At 71.1% G+C, this 17,692-nt stretch carries 19 protein-coding genes; 8 read left to right on the forward strand and 11 right to left on the reverse strand.

Going from position 1 to position 17,692, the window contains the following annotated elements; translation table 11 throughout:
• Nucleotides 1-624 precede the first annotated feature (624 nt).
• From QSK21_RS30365 to QSK21_RS30380, 4 genes are all read right to left on the reverse strand, one after another.
• Nucleotides 625-1,278: a GntR family transcriptional regulator gene (locus QSK21_RS30365; protein ID WP_285700900.1), complete on the reverse strand. Its 654-nt coding sequence runs from the start codon at nt 1,276-1,278 to the stop codon at nt 625-627.
• Between the two features lie 63 nt (nt 1,279-1,341).
• Nucleotides 1,342-2,106 (reverse strand): maleate cis-trans isomerase family protein, encoded by a 765-nt coding sequence (locus tag QSK21_RS30370; protein ID WP_285700901.1) that lies wholly within the window; start codon nt 2,104-2,106, stop codon nt 1,342-1,344.
• 52 nt (nt 2,107-2,158) lie between these two features.
• Nucleotides 2,159-2,920, reverse strand: coding sequence for a maleate cis-trans isomerase family protein (locus QSK21_RS30375; protein ID WP_285700902.1), 762 nt, complete (start codon nt 2,918-2,920; stop codon nt 2,159-2,161).
• 13 nt (nt 2,921-2,933) lie between these two features.
• Complete coding sequence (locus QSK21_RS30380; RefSeq protein WP_285700977.1) at nt 2,934-3,416, reverse strand: DUF3830 family protein; 483 nt, start codon at nt 3,414-3,416, stop codon at nt 2,934-2,936.
• Nucleotides 3,417-3,684: 268 nt separating this feature from the next.
• Between QSK21_RS30380 and QSK21_RS30385 the strand changes: the two genes are divergently transcribed.
• Genes QSK21_RS30385 through QSK21_RS30395 form a run of 3 tightly spaced genes read left to right on the forward strand, consistent with a single transcriptional unit; the run spans nt 3,685 to nt 6,950 of the window.
• On the forward strand, nt 3,685-4,680 hold the full coding sequence (locus tag QSK21_RS30385; protein ID WP_285700904.1) for a D-2-hydroxyacid dehydrogenase: 996 nt from the start codon (nt 3,685-3,687) through the stop codon (nt 4,678-4,680).
• Nucleotides 4,646-6,121, forward strand: coding sequence for an amidase (locus QSK21_RS30390; protein ID WP_502871612.1), 1,476 nt, complete (start codon nt 4,646-4,648; stop codon nt 6,119-6,121). The genes QSK21_RS30385 and QSK21_RS30390 overlap by 35 nt, the downstream gene beginning before the upstream one ends.
• A 58-nt stretch (nt 6,122-6,179) precedes the next feature.
• Nucleotides 6,180-6,950 (forward strand): hypothetical protein, encoded by a 771-nt coding sequence (locus QSK21_RS30395; RefSeq protein WP_285700906.1) that lies wholly within the window; start codon nt 6,180-6,182, stop codon nt 6,948-6,950.
• Here the strand turns inward: QSK21_RS30395 and QSK21_RS30400 are convergent.
• Complete coding sequence (locus QSK21_RS30400) at nt 6,947-7,633, reverse strand: DUF1707 SHOCT-like domain-containing protein (protein ID WP_285700908.1); 687 nt, start codon at nt 7,631-7,633, stop codon at nt 6,947-6,949. The two genes, QSK21_RS30395 and QSK21_RS30400, sit on opposite strands and share 4 nt — an antisense overlap.
• 148 nt (nt 7,634-7,781) lie before the next feature.
• On the opposite strand from QSK21_RS30400, the gene QSK21_RS30405 reads away from it, so the two are divergent.
• From QSK21_RS30405 to QSK21_RS30420, 4 genes are all read left to right on the forward strand, one after another.
• A complete protein-coding gene (locus QSK21_RS30405) occupies nt 7,782-8,579 on the forward strand; it encodes a phytanoyl-CoA dioxygenase family protein (protein ID WP_285700909.1) in 798 nt (265 codons plus the stop codon).
• Between the two features lie 40 nt (nt 8,580-8,619).
• Entirely contained in the window at nt 8,620-9,603 is a 984-nt protein-coding gene (locus QSK21_RS30410) for a phosphotriesterase family protein (protein WP_285700910.1), read from the forward strand.
• Entirely contained in the window at nt 9,600-10,829 is a 1,230-nt protein-coding gene (locus tag QSK21_RS30415; protein ID WP_285700912.1) for a cytochrome P450, read from the forward strand. Before QSK21_RS30410 ends, QSK21_RS30415 begins: the two co-directional genes overlap by 4 nt.
• 91 nt (nt 10,830-10,920) lie before the next feature.
• Nucleotides 10,921-11,718, forward strand: coding sequence for an SDR family NAD(P)-dependent oxidoreductase (locus QSK21_RS30420; RefSeq protein WP_285700913.1), 798 nt, complete (start codon nt 10,921-10,923; stop codon nt 11,716-11,718).
• Nucleotides 11,719-11,721: 3 nt separating this feature from the next.
• Here QSK21_RS30420 and QSK21_RS30425 read toward each other — a convergent pair whose 3' ends face one another.
• The gene (locus QSK21_RS30425) at nt 11,722-12,852 is read right to left on the reverse strand and encodes a S1C family serine protease (RefSeq protein WP_285700914.1); all 1,131 of its coding nucleotides are present in this window, start codon (nt 12,850-12,852) and stop codon (nt 11,722-11,724) included.
• A 119-nt stretch (nt 12,853-12,971) separates the two neighbouring features.
• Nucleotides 12,972-13,949: a phosphotriesterase family protein gene (locus QSK21_RS30430; RefSeq protein ID WP_285700915.1), complete on the reverse strand. Its 978-nt coding sequence runs from the start codon at nt 13,947-13,949 to the stop codon at nt 12,972-12,974.
• Between the two features lie 61 nt (nt 13,950-14,010).
• Here QSK21_RS30430 and QSK21_RS30435 point away from each other — a divergent pair, with 61 nt between their 5' ends.
• Nucleotides 14,011-14,646 carry a TetR/AcrR family transcriptional regulator gene (locus QSK21_RS30435; protein WP_285700916.1) on the forward strand — a complete coding sequence of 212 codons (636 nt, stop codon included), beginning with the start codon at nt 14,011-14,013 and terminating at the stop codon, nt 14,644-14,646.
• A gap of 9 nt (nt 14,647-14,655) precedes the next feature.
• Here the strand turns inward: QSK21_RS30435 and QSK21_RS30440 are convergent, their stop codons facing one another.
• The 4 genes from QSK21_RS30440 to QSK21_RS30455 form a co-directional block, all read right to left on the reverse strand.
• The gene (locus tag QSK21_RS30440; RefSeq protein WP_285700917.1) at nt 14,656-15,567 is read right to left on the reverse strand and encodes an LLM class flavin-dependent oxidoreductase; all 912 of its coding nucleotides are present in this window, start codon (nt 15,565-15,567) and stop codon (nt 14,656-14,658) included.
• Between the two features lie 176 nt (nt 15,568-15,743).
• Nucleotides 15,744-16,346, reverse strand: coding sequence for a malonic semialdehyde reductase (locus QSK21_RS30445; RefSeq protein WP_285700919.1), 603 nt, complete (start codon nt 16,344-16,346; stop codon nt 15,744-15,746).
• A 236-nt stretch (nt 16,347-16,582) separates the two neighbouring features.
• Nucleotides 16,583-17,140, reverse strand: coding sequence for a PIN domain-containing protein (locus QSK21_RS30450; protein WP_285700920.1), 558 nt, complete (start codon nt 17,138-17,140; stop codon nt 16,583-16,585).
• Nucleotides 17,141-17,142: 2 nt separating this feature from the next.
• Nucleotides 17,143-17,598 (reverse strand): excisionase family DNA-binding protein, encoded by a 456-nt coding sequence (locus tag QSK21_RS30455; RefSeq protein ID WP_285700921.1) that lies wholly within the window; start codon nt 17,596-17,598, stop codon nt 17,143-17,145.
• Nucleotides 17,599-17,692 lie beyond the last annotated feature (94 nt).

The following is a 17,692-nucleotide window of genomic DNA, read 5'->3' on the forward strand; positions in this document are numbered from 1 at the left end:
AGCTACCGGCTCAAAGACCGCGACCTCGGCCGCGTCCCCGCGGCCAAGACCGACAACTAAAGATCAACAATCGGGTGGGTCACGGTTCACCCGGAACAACCGGGTCACGATTGGGCCGGGATTGACACGCAGCCCGCGCATGCAATAAACACCTCTCCCAACGACCTCAACCCGTCACCCCAGCCCCGAGCGGCGCCCAAGCGCTGCGATCGCGACCGAAGGCAGATTCAAGCGAAGCAAGAATCTGATCGCGTAGCGAGCCTCTAGGCGAGTCGGAGCGATGCAGCGATCGCGCGCGGTGCCGGAGAAGGAGGGCGCCCAGCGCCCGACGCCGCAGGCACCGCCAATAAACGGAGCGCAGCCCGCGCATGCAATAAACACCTCTCCCAACGACCTCAACCCGTCACCCCAGCCCCGAGCGGCGCCCAAGCGCTGCGATCGCGACCGAAGGCAGATTCAAGCGAAGCAAGAATCTGATCGCGTAGCGAGCCTCTAGGCGAGTCGGAGCGATGCAGCGATCGCGCGCGGTGCCGGAGAAGGAGGGCGCCCAGCGCCCGACGCCGCAGGCACCGCCAATGAACACAGCGCCGAGCCTCTGGGCGAGAGCGGGGGACAGCTGAGCTCCTACGACAGTCGCTCGATGGAGTCGAGCATGTGCTCTTCGATCAGGTGCAGCAGTCGCTCCTCCTCGCCGTCGGAGATGGCGTCGACGAGCCGCCGGTGCTCCTCCACCAGCTCTTCCGGCTCGGGGTAGGTGTCCTGGAGCGCGTTCAGGCACATGCGGGTCTCCACCAGCAGGGTCTGCGCCATGCGCTCCAGCCGGGGGCTGCCGGACGAGCTGACCAGCACCTCGTGGAAAGCCTGGTCGGCATCGCTCATCTTCACCCGGTCGCGTTCCCTGGCGGCCTCGACCAGGTGGTCCAGCGCCTCGGTGAGCCGGGCCACCGCCTCGCCGCGGTTGCGCTCCATCACCAGGACGCACGCCGCCCGCTCGATGGCGAGCCTGGCACGGTAGACGTCCTCCACGTCGCTCCGGTCCAGCGTGACCACGAACAGGCCGCGGTGCGGCTCGCTGTGCAGCAGCCCCTCCTGGACGAGCCGCTGCATGGCCTCGCGCAGCGGGCCGCGGCTGATGCCCAGCCGTCCCGCCAGATCGGCCTCGCCGAGCTGCTCGCCGGGTTCGAGCTGGCCGTACAGGATCGCCGTTCTCAGCTCGTCGTAGACGATCTCCACGGTGGATCTGCGGGGGACGGGTTCAAGTTCACCCAGTCGGCCCATGCCGAGGGTTCCTCTCTTTATTCAGTTCACCTCGGCCCATGCCGAGGGCTACTCGCTCGTGTCTCACAGGCGGGCCGCCCGGATCGCGTCCGGAGCCGCCGCTCCGGCCGGTCCCTCGGCGAACAGCGTGCCCAGGCCGGGGCGGGGGCGCGGCACGCTCCCCGCCGCCAGGCGCAGGCCCTCCCAGACGCTCACCTGGTTGGCGGTGAGGACGGGCTTGCCCAGCCGCGCCTCCAGGTCGTCCAGCCAGGCGACCGTGTGCAGCGCGGTGTCGGGGACCAGGACGGCCTCGGCGCCGGGATGGTCGTTGGCGGCGACGAAGTCCAGGACGTCGTCGCGTCCCAGCGTGCCGACCTCGGCGGCGGTGATGATGCCGCGGCTGGTCAGCGCGACGACCTCGATGCCGGCGTGCGCGAGGAAGGCGGCGAACCGCTCCGCCACGTCCGCCGGGTAGGTGGCGGCCACCGCGACCCGGGTCACGCCCAGGTGCCGGGCCGCGTTGACGAAGGCGAAGGAGGTACTGGACGCGGGCACACCGGCGGCCGCGCTGACGCCCTCGACCTGCGCGGCGGCGCCGTCCCAGCCGAACACGAAGCTGCCGCTGGTGCAGGCCCACACGGCCGCCGCCACCTCAAGCCCGCGCAGCGTCCTGGCCCCCTCGGACAGGACGTCGGCTCCGCCCACGTCCAGCAGGGCGTCCACCCGGTGCGCGTCCTCCCGCATGAGCGTGTGGACGACGGGCAGCCGCACGTCACCGAGGATCCGCTCGATCACCGGGTAGTCGTCCTCGGCGCTGTGGCCCGGGTAGAGGAATCCGACGCTGGGCACCAACTTCCGCCCCTCCAGTGGAAAAATTGTCGACAATCCTATCAGTTGCGATCTAGGCCGCCGGGGCCTGGCTCACCTGGACCAGCCACTGGCCCTCGCCCGCGGCCTGGAGCCCCATCGCCCGCAGCGCGGAGCACATGGTCACCTGGTTGGCGGTGAGCACGGGCTTGCCGATCATGCGTTCCAGCGGCGCGATGATGTCGTACGTCGGGACGTTGGTGCAGCTGATGAACACCGCCTCCGCCTCGGGCCGGTCGACCGCCGACACGGCGTTGACCACCTCCTGGTAGCCGACCTTCCAGATGTGGTTGAGCAGCCCCATCCCGACCGAGGACACCACCGCGACGCCGTGCGCGCCGAGGAAGGACACCAGCCGGTCGGTGACGCTGTCGATGTACGGGGTCACCACCGCGATCCGGCCGATGCCGAGCAGGGACAGCGACTCCACCAGGGCGCCCGAGGTGGTCGTGGCGGCCGGGGCCCCGGCCTTGAGCATGGCCTGCTGGAGCTCCCGCTCGCCCTCCGCGCCGCGGATGAAGCTGCCCGAGGCGCAGGCGTAGGCCACCGCCAGCGGCTCGGGGGCCAGCACGTCGCGGGTCGCCTGCCGGACGATCGAGTGGTCGGACAGGGCCGAGGCCATCTCCACCGTCACCGGCACCGGGACGTAGGGCAGCCTCGTCATGAAGAGCGAGACGTCGTCGGGTGTCCAGCGCCACAGCTCCCGGTCGAGCGCGAAGTCGAACGGGGCCACGACGCCGATGCCGTGCTGTGCCGGCAGTTCCGGGCCGACGATGAGCTTGGGGTCGAATGCCATCACCGCCGCCCGTTCAGCCGTCGTGCCTGGCGTAGACGAGGCGTTCGCCGACGCCGCCGGACCGCCATACGTCGTTGCACGCCTCGGCCATGCGGTCGAGCCCGTCCACGATGGTGGCGTAGACGTTGCCGGGCACCCAGCCGACGTCCCCGTTCAGCAGCAGGTTGTTGCGCCCGTAGAAGATGGCCAGGTCGACGACGCCGGGCAGGCCGTCGATGCCCTTCTCCTCCTTGAAGCCCCTGTCCAGCATCCCGCCGTGGAAGTCGAAATACACCACGTCGCCCGGGATGGGGGTCACCGTGGGGTTCTCCAAGCCGATCTCTTCGTCGCTGAACCGCTCGACCATGGTGTAGACCTCGTTGCGCGCGTACTTGGCGTGGTACGCGTCGCCGCCCTGCGGCAGGGCCCGCCAGACCGCCTCGCACGTCCGGGGCGCGTCCTTTTCGAGCAGTTCGGCGATGCAGGAGACGCCTCGGCGCTCGAGCGTGATGGTCATGAGCTTGGGCATGCCGGCCTCCCCGGGCACAGGGGTGAGCGACGCGTCGCTCACCCGAGAGGACTCTTGACGAATAGAGCGCCTTGGGATCCGCCCTGGCCTGTGGAACGGTTGCGACGGTCTTGCAGCACGACCAGCACGGTCACCTGCTCGTTCTGGATTTCGAGGTACCCGCGCTGATTGTTGACAATCCTACGAGCGCTTCCTAGCGTGTCAATGCCCCCATGCGTTGCGTTCTCGTTAATCGCCGACCCCGGAAAGTGAGGCCATGGAGCCAGAGGGCAGGCCGCGGGTGGTCGTGCTGCGCGACGAGGCCGATCCGCCGCCGGCCATGGAGCCGGTCGAACGTCTCGCCCGCGTGCGCTACGTGGACGGGTCCGGGCTCGCCGAGGCGCTTCCGGGTTCCGACGTGCTGTTCGTGTACGACTTCTTCTCACGGGCACCCTCCCGCGTATGGCCGAGGGAAGGGGCGCCCGGCTGGGTGCATGTCGCCAGCGCTGGGGTGGACGGCCTGCTGTTCCCCGGGCTGGTCGAGAGCGACACGGTCGTCACCAACTCGCGCGGGGTCTTCGAGCGGCCGATCGCCGAGTACGTGCTGGGCCTGGTGCTGTGCTTCGCCAAGGACCTGCGGACGACGCTGAGGCTGCAGGAGCGGCGGGTGTGGCGGCACCGCGAGAGCGAGCGGATCGAGGGCACCCGCGCGCTGGTGATCGGCACCGGCCCGATCGGGCGGGCGATCGGCCGCGCGCTGGCCGCGGCCGGGATCGTGGTGACCGGGATGGGGCGCACCGCCCGCACCGGCGATCCCGATCTGGGCGAGGTGCTGCCGGACGACCGGCTGCACGAGGCGCTGGGCGAGGCCGACTGGGTGGTGCTGGCGGCGCCGCTCACCGACCGCACCCGTGGCATGATCGACGGTGCCGCGCTGACGCGGATGCGGCCGACCGCCCGGCTGATCAACGTGGGCCGGGGCGCGCTGGTGGTGGAGGACGACCTGGTCGAGGCCCTGCGGGCGGAACGGATCGCGGGCGCCGCCCTGGACGTCTTCGAGGACGAGCCGCTGCCGGAGCCGTCCCCCCTCTGGGACCTGCCCAACGTGATCGTCTCCCCGCACATGTCCGGGGACGTGGTGGGGTGGAGGACGGAGCTGGTCCGCCTGTTCGCCGACAACCTCGGCCGGTACGTCGCCGGCCGCCCCCTGCTGAACGTGGTGGACAAGCGCCTCGGGTATGTCGGCTCCGGGACGCCGACCGCGTCCGGCTGACCGCCGCACCGAACCAGGAGGTCTCATGACCGGCACCGATCCGACCGGCCTGACCGCGACCGAGCTGCTGGACGCCTACGGGCGCAGGGAGCTGACCCCGGTGGAGGCCACTGAGGCCGTCCTGGAACGGATCGAGCGGATCGATCCGCGGCTGAACGCGTTCTGCCTGGTCGACCCGGAGTGGTCGCTGGAGGCGGCGCGCACCTCGGCGGAGCGGTGGCGGCGCGGTGAGCCCGCGGGCCTGCTGGACGGGGTGCCCGTCTCGATCAAGGACATCCTGATCACCAAGGGCCGTCCGACGCTGCGCGGCTCGCGCACGATCGATCCCGGCCTGGACTGGCCGGAGGACGCGCCCTCGGTGGCCCGCCTGTACGAGCACGGCGCGGTGCCGATCGGCAAGACCACGACGCCGGAGTTCGCCTGGAAGGGCGTGACCGATTCGCCGCTCACCGGGGTCACCCGCAACCCGTGGGACACCGCCCGTACGCCCGGCGGCTCCAGCGGGGGAGCGGCGGCCGCGGTCGCGGCGGGCCTGGCTCCGCTGGCGCTGGGCACCGACGGCGGCGGCTCGGTGCGCATCCCGGCCGCGTTCACCGGCACGGTCACGCTCAAGCCGACCTACGGTTTGGTGCCGCACTACCCGGCCAGCCCGTTCGGGACGCTGGCGCACGTCGGACCGATGACCCGTACGGTGCGGGACGCCGCGCTGCTGCTGGATGTGATCACCGGTTTCGACGGCCGGGACTGGTCGGCGCTGCCGCCGCCGCGCGAGCCGTTCTCCACGCTGGCCGGGGACGTGTCGGGGCTGCGCGTCGCCTTCAGCCCCGAGCTGGGCTTCGCCTCGGTGGACCCGGAGGTCGCCGCGCTCGTGGACGCGGCCGCCGGGGTGTTCGCCGAGCTGGGCGCCAAGGTGGAGCGGGCCGACCCGGGCTTCGCCGATCCGGTCGAGGACTTCGAGGTGCTGTGGTTCGCCGGGGCCGCGAAGGTCGTGGAGAACCTCACCGAGGAGGAGCGCGGCAAGCTCGACCCCGGCCTGCGCGAGATCTGCGACAAGGGCGCGCAGTACTCGCTCAGCGTCTACCTGGACGCCGTCGCGCGCCGCCGGGAGCTGGGCCGGATCATGGGCCTGTTCCACGAGGAGTACGACCTGCTGCTCACCCCGACCGTGCCGATCCCCGCGTTCGAGGCGGGCCGCGAGAGCCCGGCCGACGGCCTGTACGGCGGGGTGGGGCGCTGGACGGCCTGGACGCCGTTCACCTACCCGTTCAACATGACCCAGCAGCCGGCCGCGAGCGTCCCGTGCGGGTTCACCCCGGACGGGCTTCCGGCAGGGCTCCAGATCGTCGGGCCGCGGCATGCCGACGCACGGGTGATGAACGCCGCGCTGGCCTACGAGCGGGCCCGTCCCTGGCACGAGCGCCGCCCGCCACTGGACGGCTGATCGCGAGCGCAGTACGGTCGTTAACCAAGCAATTGCTTGGTTAACGACTGGAGGCTCCATGCGCCGCGGCATCTACCTGCTCGAAGAGGTCGAGTTCCACCCGATGAACTCGCGCAGGCCCCTGGAGTACCTGCGCTGGCTCACCGGCTACAAGCGGGAGGACGACCGCATGGAGGCGGGGGCGCCGAGGCTCACCGAGGGCCTGTCCATCCGCTCCAAGGAGATCGACCTGGTCGGGGCGTTCTACGCGGTCGGCATCAGCGGCCACCCGCAGTTCAAGGTCGTCACCCTCTGGGACTGCCACGGCGGCTGGGACGGCGGCTGGCGGCAGATGGTGGAGATCTACGACGACGTCCAGCAGAACCTCTTCCTGTCCGACATCGACGACCTGCGGTTCTCCGCCTACTCCCGGCCGCTGGGCGCGGCCCCGGGCTCGCCCGCGGTGGCGGACCTGCTCTCCGAGGGGTACGCGGCGCCGCTGTACCTGTTCGAGAGCGCGCAGGTGCGGCCGGGCGCGGCGCTGGACTACCTGGCCGCCGTCCAGGAGGAGCGTGCGCCGATACTGGCCGATCATGGACATCGGCTGGTCGGCGCGTACGAGGTGCAGTTCTGCGACAGCGAGGTGGTCACGCTCTGGGGCACCGACATCGACGCCCACCTGGAGCTGCAAAGGTCCAGGGACGCGGCGCTCGGGCTCGATGACGGCGTGCCCGCCGACCACCGCCTGCTGAGCTGGCGCAAGCGCGCCCGCGCCTACCTCGAAGGGCCCTGGCGGGAGAACCTGCTCAGCCCCTACCCGGGCTCGAAGCTGGCCCCGAGCCGGGCCTAGCCTTCGAGCTCGCCGCGGGCCTCGTTCCCCTCGCGGAGCCTCCTGGCGTGCTTGCGGGCCTTGCGCTTGACGTTCACGCCTCCCCAGAACGCCAGGCCCGAGATCACCACGCGCGGCGCTCCCGGCACCCCGGGACCGCTCGCGTGGTGGTCGAAGCCGCCCATGATGCCGATCCCGTTGACCCGGACGGCGATGTCCTCGGGCACGATCACCTCGACCCCGCCCATGATCGCGAAGGCCCGGATCCTCACCTCGGGCTCGGCGAACCGCGCCTCGCGCAGGTCGAGCCTGCCGCCGCCCCAGAAGGCGAACGTGGTGAACCGCCTCGGGACCGTCCAGCGGCCCTCGTGCCTGAACCCGCTCATGATGGCGAGGCCCGTCCACCAGCTCGGCGGGTCGGCGGCGGGCGCGTCGGCGAACGGCGGCGTGTACGGCGCCAGGTCGCCACGGCCTCCGGGGCTCGGCAGGTCGCGGGTGATCGGCTCCAGCTCGGCGTAGGTCTTGGCCATGTAGACCTGGTTGAGCCGCTCCTGGAGCTCCTCCAGCGTGAGCCGGCCGTCACCCGCGGCCTCGCGCAGCACCTCCGCGACCCGGTCGCGGTCGGCGTCGGACGCCCGCATCTCCGGCGGGTAGGGGGAGGAGCTCCCGCGCTCCTGTCCGGAGGGCGGCGGAGAAGACGTCATGGGGCGAAGCCTATGCCCGTTCGCGCCGGATCACGATCGAGGTGCCGGAGGCCCCGCGATAATACCAAGCGCTTGCTTGATACGCTGTGTTGGCGTTACCGTCCACTTGAAGGTCCTTGCAGGTAACCGGCGTAAAGGAACAGCGCCCATGGGTGTACCGATAGTGCAGGCTCCCGTTCGCGACGTGACCGAGAAGGAGATCGCGCATTACCGCGAGCACGGCTGGGCCCTGCTGCCCGGCCTGGTGGACCCCGGATTCGTGGCCGGGCTGCGCGACCGGGCGCTGGAACGGCTGGCGGCCAGGCGCGAGGCGTTCCGCAACAGCTTCGTCGACCAGGCGTTCGGCCAGGACCGCGACATCGCCGAGCACGACGAGGCGTTCCGCGCGCTCGCCCTGTCGCCCGGCCTGGGCCGCAACGCCACCCGGCTGCTGCTCGGCGTCCAGAACGTCCGGCTCCAGGTCACCAACCTGCTGATCAAGGAGCCGGAGGACGGCAACGGCCACGGCGCCACGGTCTTCCACCAGGACTTCCCGTGGATGCCGATGGACCGCTCCGCGATGCTCACGATCTGGCTCGCGCTGGACGACGTCTCCGCCGACATGGGCTCGCTGCGCTTCTACGACCGTTCCCACCTGTACGGGCCGCTGGGGCGCAGCTTCGTCCGCGAAGGCGACGACGCGCTCAGCCAGCACCCCTGGCTGAAGGATCTGGAGGTCTCCCCGCCGATCGACATGGCGCCCGGCGACGCCACCGTGCACAGCGCCCTGGTCATCCACGGCGCGCCGGCCAACCGCCGCGACCGGCCCCGGCTGTCGTTCACCGTCACCTACTTCGACGCCGCCAGCCTCTACACCGGCGCCCCGTACGGGCAGACCGACGACCTGGGGCTCAAGGTCAACGAGCCCTTCGACCACCCGCTGTTCCCGGTGGTGCCCACCTCATGACGTGTCGTTCCCCCCTCACCGGTCCGGACAAGGCGGCGCCATGACATCCATCGAGACGGTACGCGGGCCGGTGGGCGAGACCGGCGCCACGCTGATGCACGAGCACGTCTTCGGGCTGAGCCCGGAGATCCTGTGGAACTGGCCCGACATCCCCGAGGGCTGGGACCTGGAGAAGCGCGCCCGCGAGGCCGCCGCCAAGCTGGACGAGCTCAAGGCCGCCGGGATCGACACGATCGTCGACCTCACGGTGATCGGGCTCGGCCGGTACGTCCCGGCCGTCCAGCGGGTCGCCGAGCTGACCTCCGTCAACATCGTCGCCGCCACCGGCCTCTACACCTACGACGCGCTGCCCCCGTACTTCGGCAACCGCGGCCCCGGCTCGCTGTTCGGCGGGCCGGACCGGCTCGCCGAGTTCTTCATCCGCGACATCACCGAGGGCATCGGGCGCACCGGCGTCAAGGCGGGCATGCTCAAGTGCGCCACCGGCAGGCAGGGCCTCACGCCCGGCGTCGAACGGGTGATGCGCGCCGTCGCCCAGGCCCACCGCGAGACCGGCGTGCCGATCACCACGCACAGCGAGTCGGCCACCCGCAATGGGCTTGACCAGCAGAAACTCCTGGCCGAAGAGGGCGTGGACCTGTCCCGCGTGGTGATCGGGCACGCGGGCGACTCCACCGATCTCGGCTACCTCGAAGAACTGATCGCCAACGGGTCCTATATCGGCATGGACCGCTTCGGCATCGAGTTCACCTCGTTCGAGGACCGGGTCGCCACCGTCGTCGCGATGTGCGAGCGCGGCCACGCGAACCGCATGGTGCTCTCGCACGACTCCTACTGCTTCAACGACCGTTTCGAACCCGAGGTCATCAAGCAGCGGCATCCCGACTACCACCTGCTGCACATCTCCCGGGACGTGCTGCCCGCCCTGCGCGCCCGGGGCGTCACCGAGGAGCAGATACGGCAGATGCTCGTCACCAACCCCCACGACATCCTCACCCCGACCGAGACCGGAGGCCGTCCGTGACCACCCCGGAGACCGCAACGGACTTCGACATCACCTCCGACTGGCACGTCGCCAACCCGTACCCGTTCCTGAGGCGCCTGCGCCACGAGCACCCCGTCTTCTGGAGCGACCACTTCGGCATGTGGGTGCTGACCCGGTACGAGGACGTCCGCAACGCCTACCGCGACCACGAGACCTTTTCCAGCGTCGGCTCGCTCACCATCTCCCGCACCCTCACCGACGAGGTCAAGGAGACGCTAGGCGAGCACCACTCGTTCCTGGACAACTTCTCGGCCAACGTGGACCCGCCCCAGCACACGCGGATGCGCCGGGCGATCTCCCGCGCCTTCACGCCCCGCGCCGTCAAACGCCTCGGTGACCGGTTCCAGGCCGAGGTGGACCGCGCCCTGGACGAGATCCTGCCCGCCGGGCGGGCCGACTTCACCGTCGAGCTGGCGCACCGGCCGTCCGCGCGCCTGGCCGCCCACTTCATCGGGGTCCCGCCCGAGGACGAGGACAGGGTCAAGCACTGGGTGACCTCCTGGTTCCAGTTGTTCCTGTCGCCCCAGCCGCCCGAGCGGCAGCGCGAGCTGGCCCAGGACTTCCTCAAGTACCTCGACTACGTGGACCGGCTGGTCAGCGACCGCCGCGCCGAGCCCCGCGAGGACTTCGTCTCGCTCATGGCCGAGCACATCGACAACGGGCTCTCGCACCGCGAGGTCGTGGAGACGATCAGCGCGCTGCTGCTCGGCGGCAACGACACCGTTCCCAACGCGCTGTCCAACGCGGTCTACCGGCTGCTGCGCGAGCGCGAGGTCTGGGAGGAGATCGTCGCCGACCCGTCGCTGATCCCCGGCATGGCCGAGGAGACGCTTCGCATCGACGGCGCCAGCCTCGGCAGCTTCCGCACGACCACCCGCGAGGTCACCCTGCACGGCACCACGATCAAGCCGGGCACCCAGGTCCTGCTGCACACCGACTCGGCCGGGCACGACGAGACGGTCTTCCCCGACCCCGAGCGGTTCGACATCCGCCGCGAGAACGCCCGCGACCACATGGTGTTCGGGTACGGCATCCACCACTGCGTCGGCGCGGCCCTGAGCCGGCTGAAGATGGAGATCGCCTTCCAGCGGCTCACCGCCCGGCTGCCCAGCCTGCGCCTGGTGCCGGGGGCCACGCCCGAGTACCGCAAGAGCATGGTCGGCCGCGGGCTGGCGAGCCTGCCTGTCGAATGGGATGAACGGTGAGGTCCCCGGAGCGGAGTGTCAGCGGAGTGGAGGGAGCCGGCCCGCTCGGCACCTCCGGGGGTGTGGGGGGTCGTCCCCCCACAGTGAACCCGTGAGGTTCGCCCGCCGCACGGCCCTGGTGACGGGCGCGGGCTCCGGCATCGGCCGCGCCTGCGCCCGCCGCCTGGCCGCCGAGGGCGCCACGGTCACGGTCGCCGACATCGACGCCGCGGCGGCGGCCGAGACCGCCCAGCTGATCGTCAAGGAGGGCGGCGCCGCCCGGCCCGTCACCGGCGACGTCAGCGTGGAGGACGACGTCCGCGCCATGGTGGAGACGGCGGCCGGCGACGACGGCCGCCTGGACGTCCTGCACAGCAACGCCGCCGTGCTGTCCCGCGAGGTGTACGGGCGCGACCTCGACCTGACCGAGATGGACGTGGAGGTGTGGGACCGCACCCTCGCCGTCGACCTGCGCGGCGCGATGCTCTGCGTCAAGCACGCCGTCCCCCGCATGGGCGCGGGCGCCGCGATCGTCAACACCACCTCCGTGTCCGCCCTGGTCGGCGACACCGACCACGCCGCGTACGGGGCGGCGAAGGCGGCGCTGATCTCGTTCACCCGCTATGTCGCCACCATGTACGGCAGGCGCGGCATCCGCTGCAACGCCGTCGCGCCCGCGCTCGTCCTCACCGAGGTCGCCCGCCGGGCGATGACCCCGGAGCGGCTCGCCGAGAAGGCCGCCGAACGGCTGCTGCCCGACCCCTGCGAGCCGGAGGACGTCGCCGCGCTGGTCGCGTTCCTCGCCTCGTCGGAGGCGCGCTGCATCACCGGCCAGACCATCGTCATCGACGGGGGGACGCTGGCGCACCGCCCCGAGCACGCCATCCGGCAGGCGAGGGAGGCGGGCTAGCGGCTATTGGGGCGGGCCCTTGGCGAGGGTGATGCCGGTGGTGAAGTGCCGCCCGGACGGATCGACCCAGCCCACGCTCACGGTGTCGCCCGGGTGATGGAGGAGCAGCAGGTCGGTGAGCCTCCCGGGGGAGTCGACCGGCCGGCCGTCCAGGGACACGATGACGCCGCCACGGGGCAGGCCGGCCGACTCGGCGGGCGTGCCGGGCAGCAGCCCGGCGATGAGGGCGCCGGTGGGGCTGGGCGGCGGCGGGCTGCCGGGCACGTCGCCGCCGACCGGGCGCACCTGCACGCCCAGCATCGCGGTGTCGCCGATGTGGACGGTCGCGGACGCCTCGCCCCGCTGGATCTGCCGGGCCACGGTCAGCGCCCGGTTGGACGGGATGGCGAAGCCGCGTTCCGCGCCCCCCTCCTCCACGCGGAACCCCGCCGACGCGGCCGTGTTCATGCCGATGACCTGGCCCGCGGCGTTCAGCAGCGGACCGCCGGAGTCGCCGGGACGGATCGGGGCGTTGGTCTCGATCATCCCGGTGAGCCGCTCGGAGGTGCCGTTGGACTCGTCGGTGGCCGTCACCACCTGGTCCAGCGCGGTGACCGTGCCGGTGACGACGCTGGGCGTCCCGCCCTTCCCGCCCGCGTTGCCGATGGCGGTGACCGGGTCGTCCAGCGACACCCGCGACGAGTCGCCGAACACCGCGGGCCTCAGCCGGGAGGCGCCGCGCAGCCGCACCACCGCGATGTCGCCGGACCGCTGGTAGCCGAGCACGTCGGCGACGAACCGCCGCCCGTTGTCGGCGACCGTCCCGCGGATGGACGTGGCGCCCTGGATGACATGGTTGTTGGTCAGCACATGGCCGGAGGCGTCCATCAGGATGCCCGTACCGGCCGCGCGGGTGTTGCGCAGCCCCTGCACCGTGTCGATGATCACGACGCCGGGGCCGCGCCCGCTGGGCGTGCGCGGCGGTAACGCGGGCGCGCTGGACGTGCTCTGCGGCGGCGGAACGTTGCGGCTGGGCTCGTCCAGAAGGTTCAGCCCGAGCAGCAGCACCGCCAGGGCGGCGAGGACGCCCAGGACCACCACGCAGCCGCCGCCCGCACCGCCGCCCGAGCGGCGGCCGTCGGGGATCTCGTACACCTCGCGCCCTCCTCCGGCCGGGCCGCCCCCACGGACATGATCGCCCTTTTGAACGCTCTACCCCGGTTTCGCGCTCCCGATCACTGATGTCCGCGGTGACCTCCCACGGCCGCGGGGGGCTACCAGGTGAAGTACCGGCGCGGATTCTCCACGAGCATCTGGTCGATCTGCGCCTCGGTGACGCCCTTCTCCCGCAGGGCGGGCAGGACGTCGTCGCTGATGTGGGTGTAGATCCAGTTGGGGGCCACCCCGCGCGCCGTCTCCGGGTCGGGGCCGAACCAGTCGGAGTAGCAGCTTGTGTCGTGGCTGAGTACCATCCGGTCGGCGTAGCCCTGCTCGCACAGCGCCGCGATGGTGGCGACGCGGTCGGTCATCGGGTTGAGGAGGTCCAGCCCGAACCTGTCCATCCCGAGGATCGCGCCGGTGTCGGCCAGCGACTTGAGGTAGTCTAGGTCGTTGCTGTCGCCGGCGTGGCCGATGACGACCTTGCCGAGGTCCACGCCCTCCTTGGCGAGCACCTCCACGACCTGGCGGCCGTTCCCGGTCTCGCTGTCGGTGTGGACGGTGATCGGCGCTCCCGTCTCGCGGTGGGTGGCGGCGACCGCGAGCAGCACGCGCCGCACACCGGGGGTGAGGCCCTGGGTGTGCACGGCGCACTTGAGGAACGCGGCCCGCACGCCGGTGTCGGCGATGCCCTCCATCAGGTCGCGGCAGAAGTTGTCGATCATCGGGTCGGGCCCGCCGAGCAGGGTCTCCGGGCCCCGGTAGATGAACTGGAACGGGAGGTCGTTGTAGGTGTACACCCCGGTCGCGACGATGATGTTGAGCTCGGGCACCAGCTCGGCGATCCGCTTGATGCGCGGGATGTAGCGGCCCAGTCCCCACACGGTGGGGTCGGCGATGGTGGTGATGCCCCGGCCCGCCAGCTCCTTCAGCTTGGCGACCGCGTCGGCGACCCGCTCCTCCTCGTCCCACCAGGCGCCCACGCCGTAGTTCTGGACGTTCTCGGTGTTCAGAAAGAAGACGTGCTCGTGCATGAGGGTCCGGCCCAGCGCCGCGGTGTCCACGGGCCCGCGGGCGGTCTCGACTGAGGGCATGGGGGTGATCCTCTCCGGGCATACCGACTGGTCGGTTTTCTGGCAAGCTATGACCAGGTCCATGCACGCGTCAATGGAGGTCCAGGCGATGGTCTCGGGTGCGGGACGGGGCGGCCACCCCCGGCGCAGCCCGGTCGAGCGGCGGATTCTGGACGCGGCGCTGCGGCTGTTCGCCGAACGCGGCTTCGACGGCACCTCGGTGCAGGAGATCGTGGCCGCGGCGGAGGTCACCAAGGGGGCCCTCTACCACTACTTCGACTCCAAGGACGACCTGCTCTACGAGATCTACCGCTCGCTGATCGCCCGCCAGCTCGCCGATCTCGACCGGATCCTGGCCGCCGGGCTGCCGCCCCGCGACGCCGTCCGCGAGATCGTCTCCGGGCTGATCCAGAGCACCGCCGAGCACATCGACGAGGCCAAGGTGTTCGCCCGCGAGATGCACCGCCTCGACCACGAGCACATGCACGCCGTGCGCGCCGACCGCCGCCGTTACCACGTCCGCTTCCGCGGCCTTGTGGAGCAGGCCCAGAAGGACGGCGTGTTCGCGACGGAGGCGTCCGCCGACACGGTCACCATCGTCGCGCTGGGCATGGTCAACCAGCTACCGCACTGGTACCGCGCCGACGGCCCCAAGAGCGCCGAGGACCTGTCGGACGAGGTGACCGCCTTCCTGCTGTCCGCCCTGGACCCGCGCTGAGCGCGCCTCCTACGTGTTCCGTCGCGTCTGGAGATGCAGCACGGCGTCGCGAAGCTCGGCGAGCTCCCGCGCCCAGTCGTCCGGCGGCCCCGGCGGCACCAGCACGAACTTCGACAGCCCGGCCTCCATCAGCCGCTTGAGGTGCGTCTCCAGGTTCTCCAGGCTCGGGATGACCTCGTCCGGCGGGGCGGGGCCGAGCACCCGCCGCACCCGGGCGAACCGCCGCTCCGCCTCGGGCGTGAGCGGGCCGCGCCGGTACGAGACGACCGCGCCGAAGTGCTCTTCCTCGATCTCGCGTCCGGCCCCGGCCGCCGCCTCCTGGACCAGCCGCCGGCCGCGGTCGGCCTCGGCGGGGGTGGTCAGCGAGGCCAGCCAGCCGTCCGACAGCCGCCCGGTGCGGCGCAGCTCGGCGTCGGACGAGCCGCCCATCCACACGTCGAACCCGCGCTTGCCCGGCTTGGGACGCAGCCGCAGCCCGTCGTAGTGGTAGTACGTCCCGTGGTGGGTGACCTCGTCCTCCGCCCAGAGGCGCCGCAGCAGGGGAAGCGCCTCCTCGAACATGGCCGCGCGCTCCTCCCTGCGCACACCGAACGCCTGCTGCTCACCCGGGTCCCGGATGCCGAGGCCGAACGCGGGCAGCAGCCGCCCGCCGGACAGCAGGTCGAGGGTGGCCAGCTCCTTGGCGAGCAGCGCGGGCGGGCGGCCGGGCAGGGCCATGACGGCCGTGCCGAACTTGATCCGCCGGGTGAGCGCCGCCGCGTAGGTCAGCGTCACGACGGGATCCCCCATGGGCCCGGTGGCGCGTTCGGTCACCCACAGCGAGTCGAACTCTGCGCGCTCCAGCCCCCGCGCCAGCTCGGCGAGCCGCTCACCGTCGGGGGCGGTGCCGAGCGCCGGCGCCAGGCCGATTCTGACGATCACCTCACGACCGTACGGCGGGTCAGTCTCGTGAAGCAACCCTTCCGGTGCCCCGGCGTGCGAGCAGGGTCACGGCCAGGATGGCGGCGACGGTCAGCGCGGCGGCCATCGGCACGGCCGTGCCCGTCCCGGCTCGGCGGGCGCGGCCTCGGAGACGGCGCGGGGAACTGCCTGTGTCATCAGATCGTCGTGACGACCTGGTCGTACTCCAGGCGGGGGTTGCGGGGCGCGAACGCTCCGGGGGCGGGCCGGCCGATGTTCACCACGGCCATGGGGTGCCGGTTGGTGTCGGCGAGAAACTCCTTCTTCACACCCTCCGCGTCGAAGCCCGCCATCGGGCCGGCGGCCAGCCCGACGGCCCGGATGCCGACGATGAGGTAGCCGAGCTGGATGCTGGCGTTGAAGCGGGCGATGCCCTCCCGTCCCGGGAACGCGGCCAGCGAGTCACGCGCCCGCCGCCGGTGCGGGAACGTGACCGGCAGATGCTCGTGGAAGTCGCTGTCGGCGGCGGCGATGAGCGTGAGCGGCGCCTTGGCGGTCTTCTCCCGGTTGTTCTCGGACATCAGCGGCACCAGCCGCCGCCGGGCCTCCGGTGAACGCACCGCCACCAGCCGCAGCGGCTGGCTGTTCATCGCGGTGGGACCCCACTTGACCAGGTCGTGGATCGCCCGTAGCTGCTCGTCGGTCACCGGCTCATCGGTGAAGGCGTTGGCGGTGTGGGCCTCCCGGAACAGCAGATCCATGCCCGCGTCGTCCAGGACGCCCCCTGGAGGTGCCACCATCCCGCCCCCTTCTGTCACGCCTGAGAATCCATCCGGCTGCAACAGGATGACGATCCGTTATCTGCCGCGTCAGGCAGTGGGGTGCGTCACATCACCCTCAGCGAGGGAATACGCGCGCTCCCACGAATGCGTACCCAGATGGCCGTGGGGCGTCCCCGGCCTCCGAATCTGAGCGGTGGCCAGTGGCGGACCGGGAGCCACGGTCAGCGACTCGGCGTCGGCGGCCGTGCCGTGGCTTATCCCCGGGTCCGCAAAGCCGCGACGGACTCGACGAGGCCGGCGCGTTCCAGCGCGTCCAGCACATCCTCGATCGTCTCCGGTGGGTTGCTTCGTGAGTCGACGATCTGCTGGACGCACGCCCAGACGACCCGGTCGTCGAGGTCGATCTGGTCGAGTACGAAGTCGTCCGGGCTCCTGGCCTCCACGTTCCAAGCCGCGAGCAGGTCAGCCGGGAAGTCCTTGAGGTTCGAGGTGACGATCACTTGCGCTTGAGACTTGATGGCGGCGGCCAGGACGTGCCGGTCTTCCGGGTCGGGCAGTTTCAGCGTTTCGATGAGCGGCTCGTACCCTTCAACGAGAACGTCGGGGACCGCCTTGTTCATCAGGTTGCGGAGCCTGGTGAGCTTCTCCGTCGGGATGTCGGGACGGTTGGCGGCCAGATTTTCCTGCACCTCATCGAGAATGGCGTTTGTCCATTTGGCCTGGACCCGACCTGACTGGGCGATACGAATCAGCAGGTCGCGCTGCGTATTGCCGTAGAGGACGCAGGCGTCGTAGATCACTACGAACGTCATGGTCAGATGCCCAACTCCTGGCCGAGTTCGGCGAGCTCGTCGGCGGCGGCGCGGCTCTGCGCCTCGCTCTCCCGCCTGAAGGCCATGAGGTCGTCCCACCTGATGCGGCGGTGCCGCCCGACCAGCCTGTAGGGGATCTTTCCCGTCTCCAGCAACCCGATCAGGTATGGCCGCGAGACATTGAGCATGTTCGCCGCCTGCTGGGTCGTCAGTTCGGCGTGCGATGGCATCACCGACACCCCTCGCCCGGCGGCAGCCTGGGACAAGACGTAGGCGAGCAGGCTCACCGCTCGTCGAGGTAGGACAAGGGCCTCTTCCCCGCCGACTTCGGCCTGCACTCTGATGGCCTGCTCGTCAGGATGCCGCTGAAGATAAGCCTTGATCCTCTGGACGGCTCGAGCAGCCTGCTCCGCGTCGATCGCGCCCGGCTCTATGCGCCTGACCTGGACGTCTGTCATACGGCCCCCTACGGTTCACCTATTCGCAGTATGCGAAACAAACGCAGCAAACGCAAGGGGACGCCCGGGCGGCGACCGCCTGCTGGTCGCGGGC

The sequence above is a fragment of the Actinomadura sp. NBRC 104412 genome, assembly GCF_030269515.1.
Classification (GTDB): Bacteria; Actinomycetota; Actinomycetes; order Streptosporangiales; family Streptosporangiaceae; genus Spirillospora.

What these genes read in the sequence shown, in the direction of transcription:
- QSK21_RS30375 (WP_285700902.1), bottom strand. Translation starts at nt 2,920, where the DNA reads ATGGCATTCGACCCCAAGCTCATCGTCGGCCCGGAACTGCCGGCACAG.
- QSK21_RS30430 (WP_285700915.1), bottom strand. Translation starts at nt 13,949, where the DNA reads ATGCCCTCAGTCGAGACCGCCCGCGGGCCCGTGGACACCGCGGCGCTG.
- QSK21_RS30390 (WP_502871612.1), top strand. Translation starts at nt 4,646, where the DNA reads ATGTCGGCTCCGGGACGCCGACCGCGTCCGGCTGACCGCCGCACCGAA.
- QSK21_RS30445 (WP_285700919.1), bottom strand. Translation starts at nt 16,346, where the DNA reads ATGGTGGCACCTCCAGGGGGCGTCCTGGACGACGCGGGCATGGATCTG.
- QSK21_RS30395 (WP_285700906.1), top strand. Translation starts at nt 6,180, where the DNA reads ATGCGCCGCGGCATCTACCTGCTCGAAGAGGTCGAGTTCCACCCGATG.
- QSK21_RS30385 (WP_285700904.1), top strand. Translation starts at nt 3,685, where the DNA reads ATGGAGCCAGAGGGCAGGCCGCGGGTGGTCGTGCTGCGCGACGAGGCC.
- QSK21_RS30455 (WP_285700921.1), bottom strand. Translation starts at nt 17,598, where the DNA reads ATGACAGACGTCCAGGTCAGGCGCATAGAGCCGGGCGCGATCGACGCG.
- QSK21_RS30400 (WP_285700908.1), bottom strand. Translation starts at nt 7,633, where the DNA reads ATGACGTCTTCTCCGCCGCCCTCCGGACAGGAGCGCGGGAGCTCCTCC.
- QSK21_RS30405 (WP_285700909.1), top strand. Translation starts at nt 7,782, where the DNA reads ATGGGTGTACCGATAGTGCAGGCTCCCGTTCGCGACGTGACCGAGAAG.
- QSK21_RS30450 (WP_285700920.1), bottom strand. Translation starts at nt 17,140, where the DNA reads ATGACGTTCGTAGTGATCTACGACGCCTGCGTCCTCTACGGCAATACG.
- QSK21_RS30435 (WP_285700916.1), top strand. Translation starts at nt 14,011, where the DNA reads ATGCACGCGTCAATGGAGGTCCAGGCGATGGTCTCGGGTGCGGGACGG.
- QSK21_RS30380 (WP_285700977.1), bottom strand. Translation starts at nt 3,416, where the DNA reads ATGACCATCACGCTCGAGCGCCGAGGCGTCTCCTGCATCGCCGAACTG.
- QSK21_RS30365 (WP_285700900.1), bottom strand. Translation starts at nt 1,278, where the DNA reads ATGGGCCGACTGGGTGAACTTGAACCCGTCCCCCGCAGATCCACCGTG.
- QSK21_RS30410 (WP_285700910.1), top strand. Translation starts at nt 8,620, where the DNA reads ATGACATCCATCGAGACGGTACGCGGGCCGGTGGGCGAGACCGGCGCC.